Genomic DNA, 20587 nt, shown 5'->3' with positions numbered 1-20587 from the left:
AAAATTATCTATTTAGTATTAACATTCCATCGATTTTTTTCAAGTGCAGCCTGTTCATTAACCACATCTTTTTTCAATTGCATAGATAGAATGAATCCTAAAAGCAAAAGTCCGCAGCAAAGCAGTAATGCAGACGGTATGCCTCCCATATGGTCAATCATCCAGCCGCCAAGTCCGGGTCCTGCCAGCTGTCCAACGGCAAAAAAGACCGTAGAGTAGCCTAATGCGATCGGAGCGTATGATTGATGAATCTGCTCTGTTGAAAGCGCCAGAATAAGTGAAAGCATGCCGACAATTGTACTGCCCCAAAGAAGCTGGCTGATGCCAAAGCCAATATATTCTGGATAAATGACTGGAAACACCATCGAAACAGCTCCAATAAACAGTGTAATAAGCAGCGATTTCTTCCGGCCGATTTTATCTGAAACCGCGCCCCATATTGGTCCGCTAAATATCGAGATAAAACCGCCTAACGCCATAATCCGGCCAGCAGAATAGCGGTCAAGATTCGCCTCTAACATAAAACTGAATAAGAAGCTTTGCGGGATTAAATAAGCAAAGCCAATCAATCCATAAATAATTGCTACAGTAAGGACCCCTTTATGCAAATAGACTTCACGGATTAAGGATCCGCTTTTTTGAGCCTTCTTGCGTAAAGGGACGGGAGGATCCCGCAGGATAAAGTAGGCACAAACGACAGACAGCAAGGAGATTATCCCATATAAAATCCACAGGCTGCGCCAGCCATTATTTGAAAACCATGCGGTAAAATACGGGATGAGCAAGCTTGATATAACAGTTCCCAAGCCTAATCCACTGAGAAGAAATCCGATCATCAGCCCTCTTTGCTTCGGAAACCAACCAACAACAATATTAACTAGTGGCGTATATGCAAACGCCGTTCCGATTCCAAGTAGCGCCATTCCTGCCAAACAAGCAAGATAACTTTGTATCATCGAAATGAAAAACAGCCCAAAGGCAACAAGCAATGTCCCGAGAATGACTAATTTCTTCGATCCCCACTTCGATGCTAAAATACCGGCAAAAAGAACCATCCCTAAATAGCCGATTGATGTTGCCGTCCCTAACAGACCAGCCTGTGCATATGTAAGCGATAAACTTTTTTTCATAAATGGCATCAAAATACCATAAGACATTCTCCCAAAACCTTGAACACTTATCGTAACCATTATGCTTGCAAAAGCATACTTCCAAATTTTCAGGTTATCACCAATCATTTAACACCTCAAATCTATTCGTGTTTGCACGTATATAATTGTTTTAGGCTCTAACCGTTTAATTTTAATAATAAAGAGTAAAATATTTTTAAATATTTAGATAATAGAAACTCTTTTTTCTAACATAACTCTATTGTGTAAACATTTAAATTGGAGTTTAATTACAAAGTTTATGCTATTAGTCATCATATTTTGTATTAACTGCATAATTACATTGTTAATCTGCGATAAAAATAATTCCAAATAATGAATGTTAAATGGCCTAATTGTTGTATAGAATGACTCGCATTGGATTTCAAAGCTACATTGAGTTAATAGTCCATGCAATTCTTTATCCTCACCCGAAATGGGGTTGCCACTTTTACAAAAAACTATAAAATCTTTCACGTCCATTTTTATTAATCACCTCTCTTCAATATCAATCGTTATTTCGATATTTCCTGGATCGTTTTCTAATATTTCGACTCCCTCTGTGATTTCGCCGATTTTTACAAGACCACTGATATACTCATTACAATCTTAATAATAGATGACTAATGTTTGCCACTGAAGCGGTGCTACTAATTAAATCTGGACGTATTCAGCAATTACAATATTTCGATAAGCCCTTCTGTTCCATGCACGCGAATTCGTTGCCCATCTTTTATCAGATTGGTGGCATTTTCCACCCCAACAATTGCTGGTAAGCCATATTCACGTGCGATAACTGCTCCATGGGTCATCAGTCCACCAACTTCAGTGACTAGGCCTTTTATGGATACAAACAATGGTGTCCAGCTAGGGTCAGTAAAGGAGGTGACTAATATATCTCCATCCTCTAGATCAGCATCTTCTATGTTTAAGATGACACGTGCTCGTCCCTCTATAACACCGGAAGAAACAGGTAGACCTACAATAGCTTCGGCTGGGAGATTTTCTCGTTTGTACTCACCTACAATGATTTCACCATCAGACGTGATTACACGTGGCGGAGTTAGTTTGTCATATAATTTGTACTCGTCTTTTCGTTTGCTGATGATCTGGTAATCTAGTTTATTTGTGGATATGACTTCGTGAAGTTCTTCAAATGTGAGATAGTATAGATCTTCTTTTTCATGAATAACGTTGGCTTGTACGAGTTGTTCGGCTTCTTTCAGTAAAGCCTGCTTATATACGAAGTAGCGATTAATCATGCCGTATTTTGGATATTCCCTAAACCCGCTGAAATTCCGGATTAGGTCGATCATTCGTTTTGTTTCTCTGGCTTTTTGTTCACCATCCGGAAATTTCTTCAATCGATCTAATAACTCTTGTTCTTTTTTCAAAGCAACTTGCCGCCCCTGCTCAAATTTCCGATTGCTTGCATTAGGCTCAAAGTTTTTGATGTTATTGAGAATCATAGGGACAAGTATAGTTGGTTTTTCTCTCCAACGAGTTTTAGTCATATCGATTTCTCCGGTACATCGCATTCCGTATTTGCTGAGAAAAGCTATTATTGCGGCTTGGATTTCCTGTCCACCATCAAACTTAACCAGTTCATCCAAAAAGTTATCATCTTTTACATGTTGTAAAAAATCAATTATTTCTGGATGAGGACGAATCACATCTGCGACATCCAATAGCGCAAGACCCATTTCCGAAGTAATATTGTTTGGTACGGATTGAGAAAGCGTATCTGCTACGTTTTTTTCACCTAACCACTTGTTCATATTTTCATTGATCCATGATGAAGCATCCTGTGCCGCCATAATCACACCCAAACTTTGTGGGTCAAATAAAATCTTCTTTAATTGCTGGATATCTTCTAGAATAAAATCAAATAATTCAGATCCTGATTTCGTATTAGTATATTCACTACCTTGATTGGTTATATATAATTGCTTATTCTTAGGTTTTAGTATTAAAAAGACTAACAGGAGAATTGTTAGCCCCAGGAACAAAACTGTCAGGTAAACCAAATACTTTACATAAAGATTATTAAAAATCGCATCAGTTATACGCGTTTTTCCTATCGAATACGCTACTAAATAATTAATGACACTCACAAAGAGTGATATAAATGTTGCAATGCACGAAACTTGAATACTCCCGATTGTGGAAGCTATGTTGGTTCAACACTTCTATTATTACGGCTATTTTCAATCGTTTAGTTATGGAAGATTTCTTTCCAGCCGCCCTCGCCCATCTTTCATTTTGAACACCACCAAACTTTTGAATTGTTTTGATCAAACTAAATATTAAAGCTATAGTACAGGAATCAATCTCCTTGAAAAAAATCATTAAAAACATTATCGTTTGACGATAATGTTTTATTAATTTAGAATAATATGTAAAATAAGGAGGGGATTTCCAATAGATTTTTTTACCAAGACTGTTCTAAAATTTTTATCAATTATGTCGCTAATTGCTCAAGTTTTATGTGCCTTTGTTGGATTAGTGCTATTATTTGCGTCTGGATCTTTATTGTTAGTACCAACAGGAGTCAAAAAACAATTGCTACAGTATGCAGATTTAAACTCAAACACAAATCTATCAGTGTGGTTTTTAGTACTTTCTTGCTTTGTCGCGCTAGCAATTATTACTTGTTTGTTTATCATTATGTACGCTCTACACAAGATAATTGGTAATATTTACGAACAACACTTCTTTGTTTCTCGAAATCTTATATACCTAAAACTAATCTTAATCTCGATCACTAGCTTTACCGTTTTGAACTTCATTAGTCAGCTGTTATTTGCGCAAGTACATGTGTACAATGTTAGTGATATTTTTCCAGATTCTCGGCCAAGTTTAATAGGAAACATTCTTTTGTTATCCATCGTTTATACGTTTTATGTGGTTTTAAAATACGGCATATCTTTACAAGACGATTCTAACAATGTGATTTAGGTGGGAAATCCCAATGATAAAAATCAATCTAGATCGAGTAATGCTAGGAAGAAAAATTTCTTCAAAAGCGTTAGCAGAAAAAATTAGAATTACCCAGTTAACTTATCAATACTAAAAACAGGTAAAGCGTGGTATTCGGTTTGCCACATTAGAAAAAATCTGCCAGACATTAAATTGTCAGCCTGGTGATATACTCGAGTATGAAGATCCTTGCTGACGACTGACGAAATCGAAATTTTTTTGGGGGATGTTCTTATGAAAAAGATAATTGGATTAAGTTTTATTCTATTTGCTGGTATCACGTTATCCGGATGTTCCGGTATAATAGAAAATTCTTTAGATTCAAGTGATAGAGCTGATTATGAAATTGCTACTAAACAAGAAACTGGAAACGGAAGTATTGAATTATTAACACCAACAATTACAACAAAAGATAATCAATTAGAATTTATAACTGAGGGAATTGATGAAAATAAAATGACCTTTATCGTTGTTGCCAATAAAAAAGTATTTGAACAAAAAATAAAAAATGATGAATCCTACAAACTTAACATTATGGGTATCAAAGATGCTCATAGGACGGACTACAAGCCAAAAGTTCAACTTATGCAAACTAAAGATGATACTGAAAATGGAGACATAGTAACCTTTAAACAAGTTAGATATACAGTTACAAAAGATTAGTTTATAGTTATTTAACTCCCATCCTAATGAAAAATTATTGAAACATATTTCGCCAATAGGATGAGAACAAATTAATGGTCCTACTCCTTATTGTAGTAAAGCACCCCGATAGTTCAATAAAATTTTTACCACTTGAAATGAAGTTAGGAATTCCCTTATCGAGCTCACATACTTATTTTTTTTAGTTGGTTGATTTCAATAATAGGATTAGAATAACCGTTACTTGCTACTTCAATCATGGCTTTTCCCAATTGTTCAGATGTAATGACACTGTTCAGTTTCAATAGTAATGGATTCAAAGGCTTCATTACATCATAAAAAAATTGGTACAATTTTGTTTTTGATTTCACACCATGCAATGGAATAATGACACTTGGACGAAACATATAAGCCGCCTTAAATGGAAGATGCAATAAAGCATTCTCGGTTTTTCCCTTCACTCTTGCCCACATAGAGCGCCCTTTTTCGGAACTGTCCGTCCCGCTTCCTGAAACATAAATAAATGTGATTTGAGGATTCAATATTGCTAAAGTTTGAGCAACTGATAGCGTGATATCATACGTTATTCTTGTATATTCCTCCTCCTTCATACCCGTAGAAGATACTCCAAGGCAGAAAAAGCAAGCATCAAATCCTGTTATTTTATTTTCTATTGACGATAAATCAGTTAAATTATTAAGCTCGATTTCATTTAGTTTTTTATGTTGCTGACCTGTACGATTTCGACCTATCGTAAGGATTTCCTGAACTTTTTCATCCAATAAACATTCCCGCAATGCACTTTGACCAACCATACCAGTAGCCCCAAATATTATAACCTTCATTTATTTTGCTCTCCCTTCTAAAAGCCATCATTAAATTGATGGCTGAGAAAGTGTAGTATGATTACGAATCGATCACTTTCGGTTGTAAGTTTATGATACTTTATTGATTCTTAAGGAGCTCAGTTAACTTCCGTCTGACAGTTTCTGCATCCTCGTAACCAAGGGAGTTGGACAGGTCACGATAGGCATTGATCTGTTGTTGAAGTTCAGCTACTTTTTGCTCTGCACCAGCGATTGCATCTGCACCATCCAAAAAACGAACGGTGGTTCATCTTGACTTGCGAGTGAAATCACTCAGGCTGGTATCCAACGCCCAGGGGACTCCAATGCTTGTTTAACGACTGGCAGTTACACTTCTTTGATCACACTCCGAGCATAGTCACTTTCAAGAATTGATTTTTGGTTATCTTCCATGTCATGTCGCAAATGAAGTTGTGCGACACGTAACAGTGCTCAATGCTTAACCTCTTTGCTTCCACAATGGCAAACATGATTTCAAATTAAATATCGCTAATAAAAAACGGGATATTTTATCCCGTCAGTGCTTTTGCATTAAATTTGCTCCGAATGAATCCCGTATTGGGTATCAATGAAGCGAATGTAGAGGTTGCGAACTTTGAATTTCCAGCTGTCGTTTTCTTTGACAATGCTGTCAGTGTAGCGAATGGCGACGTTCATCAGGCTATTTTGTCCATCGACCTCGCGCTCGTGATAAGCCAGTGTATAGACCTCAGCGCGGGCACTTTCGCCGTCCTCAGCCACGTCTATCATCGCCTGCCCGTTAAAATGAAAGGTCGTGCGATAAGTGTTGAGATTGTCAAAAACGGTAAGCAGCTCCTCGCGCGTCGTGAAGCTCTGCGCGGGCTGCGCTTCATTACCTGCTACAAAAACGTTGAACACCGTATCTTTAGAAAATAAATCCGCTTGTTTCTCAGCTTGACGCGTGTCCGCATAATGTGCGTACAAGTCGATGGTACGACGAATGGCTTTTTCAGTCTGGTATAAATCGTTCATGATTTTTCTCCTTTGGGTGTTTCGTTGTTTTTTTGTTTTTCTTTAGATTTCATCATTCTTCTATCCACCATTGACATTAAAGTAATGACCATATTCCCCTAAAATAACCACACAGTTTTGACCGATTTGTGAGATAATGCACAAATTGTATTCAAATGTAAGTTTGTACTACTTTATTGATTAAGAAGCTCAGCTAACTTCCGTCTGATAGTTTCTGCATCCTCGTAACCAAGGGACTCGGACAGGTCACGATAGGCGTTGATCTGTTGTTGAAGTTCAGCTACTTTCTGCTCTGCACCAGCGACTGCATCTGCACCAGCCAAAAAACGAAACGGTGGTTCATCTTGACTTGCGATGGTGATTAGAGCCTTTGCAAGTTTGGAAGGATCTCCTGTCTGATTGCCTTTTTGTGCTTCCCAAAAAACTTGAGATTTTGCACTACGCTCTGCGTAATCATCGATTGACAACTCGTGCCATGTTGTTGTTTCTTCCTCCAAAAATCCGGTACGGAACATACCTGGTTCGACTACGGTTGTTTTGATGCCAAATGGAGCGACTTCATAACGCAACGACTCCATCCAACCCTCAACACCGAACTTCGAAGCAGTATAAGCAGAACTGTACTCAGATCCGATCAAACCCGCAAGAGAAGAGATTGTAATAATGTGTCCAGAACGAGCCTTACGCATCACAGACAACACAGCACGGGTGACGTTCATCGGTCCAAAGAGATTGGTCGTGATTTGACGTTCGATCTGCTGTGGGGTCATTTCCTCAAAGAATCCAGCATAGAAGTTTGCAGCGTTGTTGACCAATACGTCAATGCGTCCAAATCGGTCAACTGCCAACTTGACGGCAGCTTCGGCATCTGTTGGGTTAGTAATATCCAGTTTCACGATTAGTAGATTTTCGGCATCACCGAGAGCTTTGGCTACCTTATCGGTATTACGACCAGTGGCAACAACTTGGTAACCTTCGGCAAGGGCAGCTTTTGCAAACTCCACGCCCATTCCACGTCCAGCACCTGTAATAAACCAAACTTTTTTATTGTCAGTCATAATTATTTCCTCCTTGATTCATTTTTCGATTTTATTTTTCTTGTTGGGAGCAATATCCCCAAATATTTAGTACACGGGTAAGTTCTTTAGGATTTGGCGCTATATATTCCCCCTTCTTTCATTTTTCTATTTGCAAAAGGGAGTCAAATTTGACGTGTCGAAGGAATATACATTGATGTGATATCGCACATCTGTGTATAATATAAAATGAAAACAGGATGTCTGCAATAATCAAATGAATACGTTTTGTGCCTTATCGCACAAGCAGATTGAAATTGTGCAGTTTTTTTAAGAAAGTATGGTGATTTCTATAATGTCAATGATGGATAGAAGAATATTGAAATCTCAAGAAGCAATAAAAAACGCTTTTATTGAACTAATGGCTGAAAAAAATTTTGATAAAATTACAATTCAAGAAATTTCTGATAAAGCAAACGTTGGGCGAAGGACTTTCTATGACCACTATATGGATAAATATGACCTTCTGGATAAGATCACCGAAGAACATATCAACGAAGTGAGGAGACACTGCGAGTCTGCATCTAATTTGACTTTTAAAGATGCAAATCTCACTTTATACGAATACCTTAAAAGTAATTATTCATTCTTTTCGACTATGTTAGCAAGCAGTGGCGCTCCTTATTTTCGAAGTCGCTTCCTTGAGTTTGTCATAGAAGAGTTAAGGGTGGATGTAGATATAACTCAAGGAATAAATAAAGGATTAAGTAAAGATGTTATTCTTAATTTTTTTGGAACAGCTATTGTTGGAATGATGGAAACGTATTTTACGAATGAAATACCAGAACCACCTCAAGTGATAGCAGAACAAGTGGGGATTTTGTTGGATAGGAATCTTTAAACGATATTCTTACATGCATTCACATCCGGGAGAACAAATTCTTTTGATTACTGGCAGAAGAGGATGGTATCAAGAAGAAGGAATGCCTGCACAAGAATTACATCCAGTAGATGTAGTAGAAATGGCTCCGAACGTTAAACACTTGCATGGTACTGCAGCGGACAGCTGGTTTGTTCATCTTACAATTGAAGGAGATGTTACAGTAGGTCCTTCCATATGGATGTAACCAGTAACAGACGAAGAATAATAATAAGTTACAATACTATGTAGTTTATTGAGTAGAGGTGCAGTTCATTCTGTACCCTCCTTATTTTTCGTTCTTGCGCTAGTTTCATATTTTCTGTCCTCTAAGTTAAAATATTAAGTTTATTTTAACATTAATTAGTAAAAAGACCTTTTTGTTACATTATCCTGCTTAGTTAGCGCATTAAGAAAAAGGAGCTATCATAATAACTCCTGTGTTCAACTCTTGCACCCTTTAGTGCGAATTGAATCCGCAATGTTTATTAAATTGTTGAATTGATAAATTATCTATACCCTTTAGTTGAACAAGAAAAGAGAGCTGTATTATCGACTCTAAATTTATATCCCCTATTAGTTATATAAACATCTATTAATTTTCGAACGGTTTTCAGTAAAAAATGTAGTTGAAAAGGTAAAAAATCTTCCCCTACTAACTAAGGAAAAGATGATGAAAATTATTTTTTTATATAGTGAAGCATAGCAAGTTGACCTAATTTTTCCACTTTGGTTAATTTGTATTTTAGACTGATATCATCTCCGTTATAAAGGGAGATTCCTTTCCCTAAAATAATAGGTGCAATGGCTATTTGGAATTCATCAATTAAATTTTCTTTAAAAAATTCACGTGCTAAATTTCCTCCACCAATTAACCATATATCTCTACCAGGCTTTTGTTTTATATTTTTAATGAAAGTTTTGACATCTTCATCAATAAATGAAGCATATTCATCTGACCCACTAACAGATTTAGAAAATACATAATTTTTATAATCACTATAAGGATAATTCATATCAAATCCACGGATGACATCATAAGTTCCTTTACCCATTACAACAGTATCAATTCTTTCCAGGAGTGAATTGTAGCCAGAATCTCCTTCTACTTCTGTTGATTCTAACCACTTTAATGTACCATCATCATTTGCAATATAGCCATCAATTGAAGTGCCAATGTATAAAATAATGTTACGCTGTTTTTTCATGTGAATCTCCATTCCTTTGTTTCAAATGATAAAATTAGTATACCAATTAATTACGACAAAACTTGTCATAATTTAAAAAGGACGAGTTCCTTTGTAGTTTTTTTAACATACTCCAATCCTTTGGAATTCTCCATGGAATATCATTTTCTTTGCCAATTACTCTATTCTTGTCCATCGCAACAATTAAAGAAACATTCATATATGACACAGCCTTTTTTCACTATTTTACCATGTAATCTTATATTTCTATTGATTTACCTTGTTCAACTATTCTGTGCCGTTACTTGAATAAGAAAATTGCTCTACTTCTAATTAAAGTAAAGCACCCCTTCGTTTAAGTTCAAAGATTCACAAAAACCTAATAAAGAAAGGTCCTTCTAGATAATTCTCATAGGACTCCTTAAGAACAAACTTTTTTAACGAATTTTTTCATACTTTCCAACTAATTTTAAAAAGCATCCAAGGAATTTCGATAAACTACCCCTGGTTGACAATAGTTTGATGGTTGGAGGAAATAATTTTTCTCCACTGCAACCTCATGGAAAATTAATTGGTCAGATAGAACTCTAAATGTTTTTTTATATAAGTTGGTAACAGCTTCATCACTTAGGTAAGTTTCTATCAATTCTTTTTCGCCATTAATCGCTTCCCCTCTTGCTTTTATAACAGCTTGTGTAATCTCAGTTGCGTGGTCGTAAATTGTCTTGTACATAGTAATCACCTCCACAACTTTATGGATAAACAAATCTACTCTTTTCTAACTGTTATTTGGATAGTAGGAAAACCCGCGATATTTCACAACTGGCCATTTCTCCTTACGTAGAAAATCGAGCATTTCTGATCCAACATTTAAGTTGCTTTGAACTAATTCTTTAGGAGTCAGTGCCATCCATTGATTCAGCGACACATCTTCAAATCGGTCGCTTTTGAACATCTCTAAAAACCATAATGTTTCTGTACCCGTGTTTTGAATATAGTGTCCAGTAGCAAAGGGTACATATCCGACATCACCAGCTCTATAATCAAATGTACGTCCTTCACCGTTTCCAGTAAATACAGTCATTCGCCCTTGTCCGGTAAGGTAATACTGCCACTCGTCGTTATTGGGATGCCAATGAAGTTCTCTCATTGCACCCGGTTTAATCTCAACGAGTGCTGCTGCGATTGTTTTTGAAATTGGAAAGTTGGAAGAATCCACAATTCGTACATTACCACCAGGCGTTTTGATTGGTGTTTGTTTCAACAGCTCGTGCTTAAAGGTAAAAGGGACTTCTCCGTAAGGTGACTGGACTTCTTGACTTTCCAGTGAACCTGGTACCTCCCCCTGATAGATATATACCTGTTCAGAAGGAATGGAGTTAAACGCACTCTCTGGTACTCCAAAATTGGCCGACAGAACTTCTTTTGGAGTATGTGCAAACCAGTCGGAGATGGATAAGGTTGAAAGATCGGAAAAGTTTCCGTCATCGAAGACGAGCAGAAATTCACAATGTTCCAACCCTTGAATCGAATGTGGGATACCTGGGGGAAAGTACCAAAGGTCACCAGGACCCACGTCGGCAATAAAATTTCGTCCTTGTTGGTCAACCGAGGTTATACGTGCCCGTCCCAACAGCATATATGACCATTCTGCTTGTTTATGCCAATGGAGTTCACGTACTCCGCCAGCCGTTAAGCTCATATTTACTCCAGCAAGAGTAGTGGCTATAGGAAGTTCCCTTGCGGTGATCTCCCGTGACCATCCCCCGTGATTTAATGTCATAAAAGTGTCTGAGAATGAGAATTTCAAGTTAGGAACTAAGCCTGCATCTGTAATAGGTGGGACGAGCATATCTGGATTTTGAATATCTCGCATAATATTACGTGGGCCTGAGTCAATCCCTCCAGCTCCATCACTTCGGATAGGTTGAGGCACGTTCTCACCCAATTGATTAATAATTCGTTTATCCATCATTACGCTCCTCGTTTATGGGATTATTAAGGGAAAATTCTTTTTCATAGTGTATAACTTGGGATTAAAAAGGTTACTGTGTCTATTGATAAAAAAATCAGGAGCATCTCTTATTAATGTAATGCTCCCTTAAGCTGTAATTAATATAACTGTCCACTTCTAAAATTTTTGTTTCTAAGAAAAAATTTGATTATTTAACTGTGCAGCAGCGCTTGTTAAGTATAAACCTTCAGGATTTCTTTTTTGTGAAAGAATACGGTTATTAAGAATATGTTGGAAACAATTAATATTATACAAAAAAACGTCATTTAATTTTCATATCACTTTTTCAATTCTATTTCAATTCTCCTTGCTAAGTCAGATGATACTTTATCGAAATACTCCATTACTTTCTTTCTAATATCATCAGATATGACTTTCAAATCACTAGCTAAATTTTCGACAAGATGTTCTTTTTCTATTTGGGTTAACCTCGTATAGAATTCACCAGCCTGCCCAAAATCGTCTTGCTTTGTTATAGAAGTTCTTTCTAGTTTGCCTTCAACATATCTACCATTACCACTTGTAACTTGATTTGCTAGTGTCCAATTTTCCTGTTGGTTAACCGGTAATTTACGAAATTCAGCTCCAATTCTTCTTCTTTGAGAATCACTATAAATATTGGCACGGCCCTGCAGTATTTTATCATCAGATAATTCTGCGCCGTCTAGTAAATTAGAAGGAGAGAAGGCGACTTTTTCTACTTGTTCCATATAATTATCAGGATTTTTATATAATACCATTTTGCCTACTGGTATTAGGGGATACTCTTTTTCATCCCATACTTTTGTATCGTCTAAAGGATCATAAGAAAGATTTGCTTCATCCTTTGGGTCCATGAGCTGGACATATAAGCCATATTCCACCGGTGTACCACTCGCAATCGCATCGTATAAATCTTTACCAGCATAATCAGGATTTTCAGCGGCTAGTCTATTTGCTTCTTCGCGACCAATGTATTGTACACCTTCAAATGGGTACCAATGGTATTTAACGTACTTTCTAATGCCCTGAGCATTTCTCCAAACATATGTATTTACACTATGTCCTGGAATGTGGCGAAGACTTTTTACCGTACCAGCATCAGAGTATAAACGTACAACAAAATGAATCGATTCAGGCGCTCTTGCTACAAAGCTCCAAGACTTATCAGGATCAATTAAATTATTTTTTGGTGAAGGTAAGAATGCTTTAATAAAATCCGGAAATCGTATCGCATCACGAACAGAAAAGACAGGAATGTGATTACATACCAGGTCAAAAACGCCTTCTTCTGTATAAAATTTTGTAGCAAAACCACGTACATTTCTAGATGTATCAGGCGTTCCTTTCGTACCGATAGCTAACGAAAAGCGAACCAAAACAGGAACTTTCTGATTAGAATTTTGTAAAAAGCTCAGTTTCGTATGTTCGGACATCGAATATATCGTTTGAAAATAACCAAATGCACCAGATCCTTTTACATGAACAGGTCTTTCTAAAATCTTTTCATGAATAAAATCTTGTAAGGTTTCGTGTAGTACACCATCTTGTTCCAGTACAGGTCCCCCAGAGCCGATCGTCTGGGAATGAAGTTCAGCTGGCTCATTGGAGAGATCTCGATTCTCATAATGGCTTTCCTCTAATAAAGTTTTCCTCAGTTCATGATGTTTTTCATTCATATTTATAGCCTCCAAAATTTAATTACCATCAATCGTTACTAAATATGATTTTTAAGGCTAGAATATGTATCTTCTTCTTTTATTTTCAACATTCATTAGAAAATATAGTTTCTTTAAAGTTAGTAGCATTTTTCAGGAAAATGCAATATTAAGTGAATATGAACCGATATGTGAACAGAAAGAAAACTCTTATGCAGTGGATCTTATTGAACAGGTAGAATTATGAAAAGATGAATATTAGAAGGAAAAGCTTCTTAAAATAAAAGCTTATTTTTGTGTGATAAAAGGAACAGAACTTTTTTAAGCCTTTCAAAAAACGTAAGAGGTTAAGTTACACACTGAATTTATTTTCAGAACTTAGATTGTCAGACAATATAGGTCTTGCACTTGACTTTGTTAAGATGATAAAAGAGTATCAACAGGCTAATAAAAAAAGTATTTATAAAAAATGAACAAATTTTATTCCAAACCAACATTTTCGTTACTCCAGAAAAGCTACCTGTTTGTTTACAATTATTTATTTATTTATTGTTTGTGTTCTCCACCCTTCCAAATGTAACTATGGACAAAGGACTAGTATAAAATATATCAGGAGGGGATTTTAAAATGAATAATGGCTTTAACAGTAATTACCGTCAACATTCAGGTCTTCATCCAACTTTAGATCAAATTTTGGAGGGATGGACTGGGGAACCAAAAAATACTGTTTATTTGTTAGTAAATAAATATGGTTTACCTAATGAAGCAAGTTCAAGGAGAATCATCTGGTATAACAATAGTCCTTGGAAGCGTACGATTGTTAATCTTGATACTGTACCTCATTACACTCCAACTCCCCATCTTGATTATTTAGAACAAACTATTGATTATAAAGTTCCTGTTCGACTTTTTGATGAATTAGCACAGTTTGATGGTAGTTTGTATCCAGACCGAACTGCTGGTGAAGCCACAGCTAAATGTGATCAAGAAGCTGCGAATTTTATGGCATTAAACTTGATGAACGACATTGTGACTGGCAAACGAACCGTAGAAGATGCACGTCGGGCTGCAGTTGAAATTGAAAAAGCTTTTAGATTAAAAGGCCAATCATCACCTTACACCACAGGATTCCTATTCCCTAAACAATCCCATACTGCTGACCCAGATGTAGCCTCTTTTTAAGGCGAATTAACCGGCAGGTTGTTTCCATTATTGGAAATGTACTGTCTTCCGATAATTATTTTACTTTAACTAACTTGCCGCGTTAATTTAAATGAAAACATTTACAATCTCTTCACCCTAACCAATTTTCTTTAAGCGTCTTGTTTCAGAATCGCCCGATTGTTGAAGTCCTTATTGTGCCTTCTTGTTATAGGCCATAGAAGGGAAATAGGACGGGGGTTATTGAACTATCCTGTCCAGTTAGTATAAGTGAAACAATTCACAACTATTAGATGACTAATAAAAAATAAAAATATAAAGGATAAAAAAGAGGAGCTGTTTCAAAACATGCTTCTCTCATTTCGCTATCAATAAAACTTAGATAAATAATTAATTTATTTACATGCCGATAAACATATTCCTGCTGAAAGGACCCCAATTTTCATCATTATAACCTGTCCTTCCCTCTAGATTAACAAAACAAGGGAGTACAATATGCATCAGACCCGTAATAGCATTTACCTTAAATGTCATGACAAACTTCATCTTCGAATTGTCGATAGGTGTGATTATTGCTGCATCAGGACGTATAGTGTTTGATTCAGTTAGGGCAAAGTCCATACCCTCAGTCGAAATACCAGCCGTAATGGGATGCTCCATATTACTCCTAATCCAATAATTAGAAACATTGGTCGAAGATGCTAAATTGGTCGAACGGTCATATTGAATGAAAATTTGATTTGGAGCGATTTGTTTAGCTTCGAGAAGTTTCGGAAAGGGAAGCTTTTGTCTGTTGGTGTAATAAGAAATCATTATTTTCACCTCCAAAAAATAATGAAATGAGCAATAGACTATTTATTGTATGATATTTAACCTGATTAGGTCACATTAATTCTCCATTTCAATCTAGAGCTATCCTGCCAGTTACTTTAAGAACAGTTTTTCACATCTCATCTATACTTTTCTATGAGGTGTTATTCAAGAAAATGGCCTTATACTGAAAAAGGCACAATTCCTCTTCAAGAATTGCGACCTTTAATGGAATAACTAACATATAGACTCAGTCCTGAAATCACTTAATTCTTTCAACAAACGCACTCCGTTAGTTAAAGAAGTTTATTTAAATCGATTGATTGAAAAAGGAGAAATGTTTTGTTCTGTCTTCCCTGAAATAATCAATTCACTTAAAATCTGACCAACTACACTGCTAAATTTAAAGCCATGTCCTGAGAAGCCTGATGCAATGGCAACGTTTGAATAGTTAGGATGCAAATCGATAATGAAATCTTCATCAGGAGTCAGTGTATACATACAGGTTTTACCGTACTTCAAATGTTGTGTAGAAGGCATATAGTGATGTAAAAATTGTCTTAAATCTGTCTCGTCTTTCTCTAGTTCACCAAATCCTAGGATGGCTTCATCTGGATTGATTGTTTCTCCTCCATCATGTCGGCCTACTTTTAATCCGGAACCATTGATGCTTGGAAAACCATAATATTGTCCTTGAGATGTCTCAAACGTAAAGGCTGGAAAATCCTTAAGATTATACAAATCTTCATTGACATCAAACCAAGCAAATGTTTTTCTTACTGGATTTAGAGGGAGATTTAAATCTAACATGGAAAGGAGACTTCCTGACCATGCTCCTGCTGAAACCACTAACGCATCAGCGTTAAAAGTTTGACCCTCGGTTTTGATGGTAACTCTTTTATCATGAACCGATAATTCTCTCACTTTACTATTGGTTAAGATGGTAGCTCCGTGTCGCTCTGCAAGTTCTCGATAGGCTTCAATGCATTCCTCACATTTCAGCACTCCTGATGTTGGTTCAAAGCAGCCAATATACTTGTTTGGTAAAGTGATGCCCGGCCAACGCTTATTCACTTCAATTGAATCTAAAACCTCAAGTGGCAATGAATAGGCTTTTGAACTTGAGATGATATTCTGAATAAAATCCGTTTTTTCATGGCCCGCGTTTAGAACTCCGGTTGGGAGAAATAATTGTTTTCCCGTCACTTTCTCTAATTCGTTCCATAATTCTTGAGCCTTGAGCGCCAACGGAACGTATTCTTCACCTTCACCATACGCATGTCGAATGATTCTAGTGTCACCGTGATGACTCCCTTTGTTATGGGGCGGGCTAAAGGAATCTACTAATAAAGTTCTTTTCCCACTCTTTGATAAAAAATAACCTGCCGCCATCCCCATCGAACCTGCTCCAATTACAATTACGTCATAATGCATAGTACGTTCCCCCTCGTAAATAAATCCCCTACAACTAAAGTCTTAAGTATTGGGTAATATTTTCTTATTTTAACTAATATTCTAACACTTAACAATCACGCTAACCTGCTTCGTTTAGCTTAAGTACAATCCTCACAATCTCATCGATAAATATCCAATTTTCTTTTAAAATGCTCCTCCACAATATGGTCTGATTGTTGAATAGAATGACTCACATCCTTTTATACAACTTTATTTATATTAAACAACTTTTTTCTCACTTAACAGTGCTGAAAAAATAGTTAACTCTTGATCTTGTAGTTACAATAGTGTTTATTTTTTGTTACAAAACTCGTGAATTTATGGACTACCATTATAATCTGTATAACCATGCACATGTAATTGTGAATTATTGCAGAATATATTATCTTATAAAGAAGAATTTTAAAAACAAAAGTGGTATGAGAAATATCTCATACCATTTATTTAAAAGTTACAAGCCAATTGAGTGTTTTGTCACCAAAATCTGTTAGCGTATAAACTAAGTTTTGTTTTTGCCATTTTGCAAGGCTACCTTTATGTTCTGCATCAATATGCAAATGCCCATACTGCTTTGGAATTGGCATCCTATTCGTTTCCAAAAATTCTACAGTTTCTTTTGCTGTCGCTAAGCTTTCTTCTGATTTTTCTGTTGTTGAACGTGCGATAATGGCCCAGCGTCCTTCATTCCAACTTGTAAATAATGAGCCCGCTCCTGCATCTTGATACCCAGTTATGCCATGACCTAAATTAACAGTTTCACCATCAGTGAAAACGGTTTTATCTATTTCTTCACTTGCTGCTTCTGCCGTTGCATATTTAGTAATTACTAAATGCCCAATTATTTGCCCAGTTTTTTTTATATTCGGATCGTTTATAGCTAGTTCTCTTTCTGTTTCATAAAATTCAAAAGTTACTACATCCTGTTGTGAAGATGCGATAGCAGTTAAATATTTTCCTTGTGTGACAGAAAAATCTGTAGGTAACGTAATGTCCCATTCACTTGGAATAATGCTTTGGAAACTTCTTGGATCTGTATCGCTTTCACTTGCTCCATTTGTATTTGTTTCAACACGTTCTTCATTTTCTGTACCTTGTTCTTCCGTCTGACCATTAGCTACTTCAACATCGTTTACTATTTGATCTTTATTTTGTGTTTGTAACACTGTTTCGTCTTCATTTCCACAAGCAGTCATTACCACAATAATAAAAGTTAGTATTATTAGCTTTTTCATCGCACTTCCTCTTTTCTTTTTTATTTCTCACCTTTTAGTTTATGAATTTTCTATACTATTTGCAGTTTAATTCCATAAACAGATTTTCCCTTTTTTCCTTTTTCCTAAACTTCTTTTAGTCAGGAAAGCTACATTTAGCACAAAATACATGCGGTGTTGTGTTGGCTGTCCATTAGTCGAACAAGGCGCATCCCCTGTTACTAGGAATATCCCCAAAGGCTTATTCTGTTAAATGGCCCTATAACGAAAAAAAGCGATCTTCTTTATTGAAGAATCGCGCCCGATCGTATTATAAAGTCAGTCAGAAATTATTTCTGGTTGACCATTTTTTATATCGATATATGATAACGGTAGCCGAGGTAGAACGTTCGCGCCCGTGGGGCTAAGACCCCGTCCGCAAAACAGTTCGCCCCCCTACTTGTAGAAACATGTTTGAGGCTGGTTGGGACAATGATCTCGTATAACAAGCGAAGCTATGACACTATGAGGAGGATTCAGGGGTTACCGGCAATTATATTTTTGAAGGAGGAATTTTAATGAATCCAGTCGTTGGTCTGGATGTGGCAAAAGGTGAAAGTCAAATTCAAGCATACTTGGAAAGAAAGAAGCCCTACAAGAAAAGTTTCAAAGTAAAACATGATCTTGATGGGTTAGCTAGTTTATTAGAGTTTATTAAAGAGATAGAAGATATTTCAGGAGAACGTCCCCCTCTCGTAATGGAATCAACGGGTCATTATCACACACCGGTTGTTCAATATTTTGAGGACAAAGGCTATTTAATCATTATCGTAAATCCACTCATCTCCTATAAAGCAAAAAGTTCTAGTTTGCGAAAGGTAAAAACAGATATCATTGATGCCAATCACCTCTGCGAGCTGTATTATAAAGAGGATTTAGAGCCTTATAAAAAGCGTGGTATCCAACTTATGAACTTACGTCACCTTACAAGACAGCACGATAATATTACAGGCATGTTTGTACAAACCAAATTACAATTTCAGGCCGTTTTGGATCAAGTTTTTCCTGAATATAGTAAGGTTTTTGGAGATTTATATTCGGACGTTTCTTTAAAAACATTACAAGCATTTCCTACTTCAGAAGATGTCTTGAAAAGCGATACTGAAACATTAACAACAAAAATAAAAGAATTCTGTAATACTCGTTCACTACAATGGGCAAACAAACAGGCTGAAAAGCTAATGACTGCCGCAACTCAAAACCCTTTTCAGAAGGCTTTATACTCTAGTCTTGCCCTGAGCTTAGATATGTTTATTAATATGCTCTTTGAATACAAAAAACATCTATCCATGATTGAAAAGGAGATAGATGCTTTAGTAAAAGGTATTGAAGAATCTAAGATTATCCGATCAATTCCCGGTATCGGTGAAAAAATCGCAGCCACGATTATTTCTGAAATTGGGGAAATTGAAAGGTTTAATCATCCTAAGAAACTAGTCGCATTTGCCGGTCTTGATCCAAGTGTCTTTGAATCTGGCACATTCAAAGGTACTTACAATCGAATTACCAAAAGAGGCTCTAGCAGACTCCGGCAAGCTTTGTATATGGCTGTTAAATGTGCTATTCGTGACTGTCGCAAACAGAAAACAACGGATGAAATCCTTCCTCGTAATAAGAGATTACGAGCGTTTTATGATAAAAAACGGGAAGAAGGAAAACCTTTTAGAGTAGCTGTGATAGCTTGTGCAAACAAACTTTTACATTGGATTTATGCACTTTTAAAAAACAAAACTTCTTTCCTAGATTTAGCTTGATTTAACAATTTAACCAATTGGTCCAGAGCTTTCCAAATATAGTATTTGGACGGTTATTTGGTATGCACAAATTTAGTATAACATGATATTTTTAATATTTTTATTTAAAAATGTTGACAACTATTGGCTGGTTTCGTGGTAATTCAAAGTATTAAAACAAACTTTCATAAATGTTATCTGTTGTTCAACCAAGGAAGAACTTCTTCATGTTTATAGGAATTTTCAGTTTCTGAAATAATTTGAGAAAGAAGAATATCAATGGAATCCGTTAATGAGTTTAGCGCTTGTAGGACTGACCCATTCTCAAATTGATCCAATGGCTCAGGTAACTCATCCTCATCTAAAATAAAATAGTCTCCATTAGGAAGAACCATAATATCAATAATCAAATCCTCAAAGGATACCAATTTATCGGTTATATATGTATTTTTTACAATATTAAAATAGGAGCCTAAATACTTCCCTTTATTATCTCTCCAGATGTATAAATTATAAGGACGATCTTTCCAGTAATATGCGATTGTATAGCTACCTTTAGGAATAGTTAATGTGGTTTGGTTTGCTACCATCGTAAAGGATTCTTGTATGATATGGAAAAGCACTACATTTTGATTTTGTACTTTTAACAGCTTACAGCTATATTCTACAACTACGGAGTCGTACCGTATTTTTCTTTCAATTATTTTATCGCCACTTTGAATAGGTGGAATACTTAAATTCACCACTGTTTTAGTTTCTCCTTCCTAGTTAATGTTC

General features: G+C 36.2%; 19 protein-coding genes and 3 pseudogenes. 7 read left to right on the top strand and 15 right to left on the bottom strand.

The genetic code is table 11. From position 1 onward, the window contains the following. Positions 1-8: 8 nt before the first annotated feature. Entirely contained in the window at positions 9-1238 is a 1230-nt protein-coding gene (locus tag V179_RS0107210; protein WP_028390879.1) for a YbfB/YjiJ family MFS transporter, read from the bottom strand. Positions 1239-1825: 587 nt separating this feature from the next. Beyond that, positions 1826-3058: pseudogene (locus V179_RS27315) on the bottom strand (PEP-utilizing enzyme); the annotation flags it as partial. A gap of 553 nt (positions 3059-3611) precedes the next feature. Between V179_RS27315 and V179_RS31575 the strand changes: the two are divergent. From V179_RS31575 to V179_RS0107185, 3 genes and pseudogenes are all read left to right on the top strand, one after another. Beyond that, a complete protein-coding gene (locus V179_RS31575; RefSeq protein WP_235178980.1) occupies positions 3612-4106 on the top strand; it encodes a DUF2975 domain-containing protein in 495 nt (164 codons plus the stop codon). Between the two features lie 13 nt (positions 4107-4119). Further along, positions 4120-4323 (top strand): annotated as a pseudogene (locus V179_RS32340) (helix-turn-helix domain-containing protein). Positions 4324-4361: 38 nt separating this feature from the next. Continuing rightward, complete coding sequence (locus V179_RS0107185; RefSeq protein WP_028390876.1) at positions 4362-4790, top strand: hypothetical protein; 429 nt, start codon at positions 4362-4364, stop codon at positions 4788-4790. 164 nt (positions 4791-4954) lie between these two features. Here the strand turns inward: V179_RS0107185 and V179_RS0107180 are convergent, their stop codons facing one another. The 4 genes from V179_RS0107180 to V179_RS27305 form a co-directional block, all read right to left on the bottom strand. Then, positions 4955-5614: an NAD-dependent epimerase/dehydratase family protein gene (locus tag V179_RS0107180; protein WP_028390875.1), complete on the bottom strand. Its 660-nt coding sequence runs from the start codon at positions 5612-5614 to the stop codon at positions 4955-4957. Between the two features lie 100 nt (positions 5615-5714). Then, positions 5715-5867, bottom strand: a complete 153-nt coding sequence (locus V179_RS30570; protein ID WP_235178978.1) for a hypothetical protein — start codon at positions 5865-5867, stop codon at positions 5715-5717. Between the two features lie 299 nt (positions 5868-6166). After that, entirely contained in the window at positions 6167-6628 is a 462-nt protein-coding gene (locus tag V179_RS27310) for a nuclear transport factor 2 family protein (RefSeq protein WP_034300882.1), read from the bottom strand. 173 nt (positions 6629-6801) lie between these two features. Then, positions 6802-7686 (bottom strand): SDR family NAD(P)-dependent oxidoreductase, encoded by an 885-nt coding sequence (locus V179_RS27305; RefSeq protein WP_051404869.1) that lies wholly within the window; start codon positions 7684-7686, stop codon positions 6802-6804. A 313-nt stretch (positions 7687-7999) separates the two neighbouring features. On the opposite strand from V179_RS27305, the gene V179_RS0107155 reads away from it, so the two are divergent. Continuing rightward, on the top strand, positions 8000-8545 hold the full coding sequence (locus V179_RS0107155) for a TetR/AcrR family transcriptional regulator (protein ID WP_028390874.1): 546 nt from the start codon (positions 8000-8002) through the stop codon (positions 8543-8545). A gap of 43 nt (positions 8546-8588) precedes the next feature. Continuing rightward, a complete protein-coding gene (locus tag V179_RS27300) occupies positions 8589-8771 on the top strand; it encodes a cupin domain-containing protein (protein WP_200868662.1) in 183 nt (60 codons plus the stop codon). A gap of 472 nt (positions 8772-9243) precedes the next feature. Here V179_RS27300 and V179_RS0107145 read toward each other — a convergent pair whose 3' ends face one another. The 5 genes and pseudogenes from V179_RS0107145 to V179_RS0107130 form a co-directional block, all read right to left on the bottom strand. Then, positions 9244-9771: a dihydrofolate reductase family protein gene (locus tag V179_RS0107145; RefSeq protein ID WP_051404868.1), complete on the bottom strand. Its 528-nt coding sequence runs from the start codon at positions 9769-9771 to the stop codon at positions 9244-9246. An 89-nt stretch (positions 9772-9860) separates the two neighbouring features. Next, positions 9861-9970, bottom strand: a pseudogene (locus V179_RS29780) (dihydrofolate reductase); the annotation flags it as partial. Between the two features lie 249 nt (positions 9971-10219). Beyond that, positions 10220-10483 carry a hypothetical protein gene (locus tag V179_RS0107140; protein ID WP_028390872.1) on the bottom strand — a complete coding sequence of 88 codons (264 nt, stop codon included), beginning with the start codon at positions 10481-10483 and terminating at the stop codon, positions 10220-10222. 45 nt (positions 10484-10528) lie between these two features. Further along, positions 10529-11722, bottom strand: a complete 1194-nt coding sequence (locus V179_RS0107135) for an oxalate decarboxylase family bicupin (RefSeq protein WP_028390871.1) — start codon at positions 11720-11722, stop codon at positions 10529-10531. A 320-nt stretch (positions 11723-12042) separates the two neighbouring features. Further along, complete coding sequence (locus tag V179_RS0107130) at positions 12043-13422, bottom strand: catalase (protein ID WP_028390870.1); 1380 nt, start codon at positions 13420-13422, stop codon at positions 12043-12045. 606 nt (positions 13423-14028) lie between these two features. Between V179_RS0107130 and V179_RS0107125 the strand changes: the two genes are divergently transcribed. Then, a complete protein-coding gene (locus V179_RS0107125) occupies positions 14029-14583 on the top strand; it encodes a hypothetical protein (protein ID WP_028390869.1) in 555 nt (184 codons plus the stop codon). A 378-nt stretch (positions 14584-14961) separates the two neighbouring features. On the opposite strand, the gene V179_RS0107120 is transcribed toward V179_RS0107125, so the two are convergent. From V179_RS0107120 to V179_RS27295, 3 genes are all read right to left on the bottom strand, one after another. Continuing rightward, positions 14962-15375, bottom strand: coding sequence for a hypothetical protein (locus V179_RS0107120; protein ID WP_028390868.1), 414 nt, complete (start codon positions 15373-15375; stop codon positions 14962-14964). 303 nt (positions 15376-15678) lie between these two features. Then, positions 15679-16806: an N-methyl-L-tryptophan oxidase gene (gene solA / locus V179_RS0107115; RefSeq protein ID WP_028390867.1), complete on the bottom strand. Its 1128-nt coding sequence runs from the start codon at positions 16804-16806 to the stop codon at positions 15679-15681. Between the two features lie 461 nt (positions 16807-17267). Continuing rightward, entirely contained in the window at positions 17268-18059 is a 792-nt protein-coding gene (locus V179_RS27295) for a hypothetical protein (protein WP_051404867.1), read from the bottom strand. Positions 18060-18595: 536 nt separating this feature from the next. Here V179_RS27295 and V179_RS0107105 point away from each other — a divergent pair. Beyond that, positions 18596-19831 carry an IS110 family RNA-guided transposase gene (locus V179_RS0107105; RefSeq protein ID WP_028390866.1) on the top strand — a complete coding sequence of 412 codons (1236 nt, stop codon included), beginning with the start codon at positions 18596-18598 and terminating at the stop codon, positions 19829-19831. Between the two features lie 173 nt (positions 19832-20004). Here V179_RS0107105 and V179_RS0107100 read toward each other — a convergent pair whose 3' ends face one another. Continuing rightward, a complete protein-coding gene (locus V179_RS0107100; protein WP_407637241.1) occupies positions 20005-20553 on the bottom strand; it encodes a DUF402 domain-containing protein in 549 nt (182 codons plus the stop codon). Positions 20554-20587 lie beyond the last annotated feature (34 nt).

It is taken from the genome of Bacillus cihuensis (assembly GCF_000504145.1).
GTDB lineage: Bacteria > Bacillota > Bacilli > Bacillales > DSM-1321 > Peribacillus > Peribacillus huizhouensis.
The sequence above is the reverse complement of the archived record's forward strand: the minus strand, read 5'-3'. Positions and strand labels throughout refer to the sequence as shown.

Bases quoted from the DNA above. Each gene is read 5' to 3' on its own strand.
- V179_RS0107210 (WP_028390879.1), bottom strand. From the start codon at position 1,238: ATGATTGGTGATAACCTGAAAATTTGGAAGTATGCTTTTGCAAGCATA.
- V179_RS31575 (WP_235178980.1), top strand. From the start codon at position 3,612: ATGTCGCTAATTGCTCAAGTTTTATGTGCCTTTGTTGGATTAGTGCTA.
- V179_RS0107185 (WP_028390876.1), top strand. From the start codon at position 4,362: ATGAAAAAGATAATTGGATTAAGTTTTATTCTATTTGCTGGTATCACG.
- V179_RS0107180 (WP_028390875.1), bottom strand. From the start codon at position 5,614: ATGAAGGTTATAATATTTGGGGCTACTGGTATGGTTGGTCAAAGTGCA.
- V179_RS27310 (WP_034300882.1), bottom strand. From the start codon at position 6,628: ATGAACGATTTATACCAGACTGAAAAAGCCATTCGTCGTACCATCGAC.
- V179_RS27305 (WP_051404869.1), bottom strand. From the start codon at position 7,686: ATGACTGACAATAAAAAAGTTTGGTTTATTACAGGTGCTGGACGTGGA.
- V179_RS0107155 (WP_028390874.1), top strand. From the start codon at position 8,000: ATGTCAATGATGGATAGAAGAATATTGAAATCTCAAGAAGCAATAAAA.
- V179_RS0107145 (WP_051404868.1), bottom strand. From the start codon at position 9,771: ATGAAAAAACAGCGTAACATTATTTTATACATTGGCACTTCAATTGAT.
- V179_RS0107140 (WP_028390872.1), bottom strand. From the start codon at position 10,483: ATGTACAAGACAATTTACGACCACGCAACTGAGATTACACAAGCTGTT.
- V179_RS0107135 (WP_028390871.1), bottom strand. From the start codon at position 11,722: ATGGATAAACGAATTATTAATCAATTGGGTGAGAACGTGCCTCAACCT.
- V179_RS0107130 (WP_028390870.1), bottom strand. From the start codon at position 13,422: ATGAATGAAAAACATCATGAACTGAGGAAAACTTTATTAGAGGAAAGC.
- V179_RS0107125 (WP_028390869.1), top strand. From the start codon at position 14,029: ATGAATAATGGCTTTAACAGTAATTACCGTCAACATTCAGGTCTTCAT.
- V179_RS0107120 (WP_028390868.1), bottom strand. From the start codon at position 15,375: ATGATTTCTTATTACACCAACAGACAAAAGCTTCCCTTTCCGAAACTT.
- solA (WP_028390867.1), bottom strand. From the start codon at position 16,806: ATGCATTATGACGTAATTGTAATTGGAGCAGGTTCGATGGGGATGGCG.
- V179_RS27295 (WP_051404867.1), bottom strand. From the start codon at position 18,059: ATGAAAAAGCTAATAATACTAACTTTTATTATTGTGGTAATGACTGCT.
- V179_RS0107105 (WP_028390866.1), top strand. From the start codon at position 18,596: ATGAATCCAGTCGTTGGTCTGGATGTGGCAAAAGGTGAAAGTCAAATT.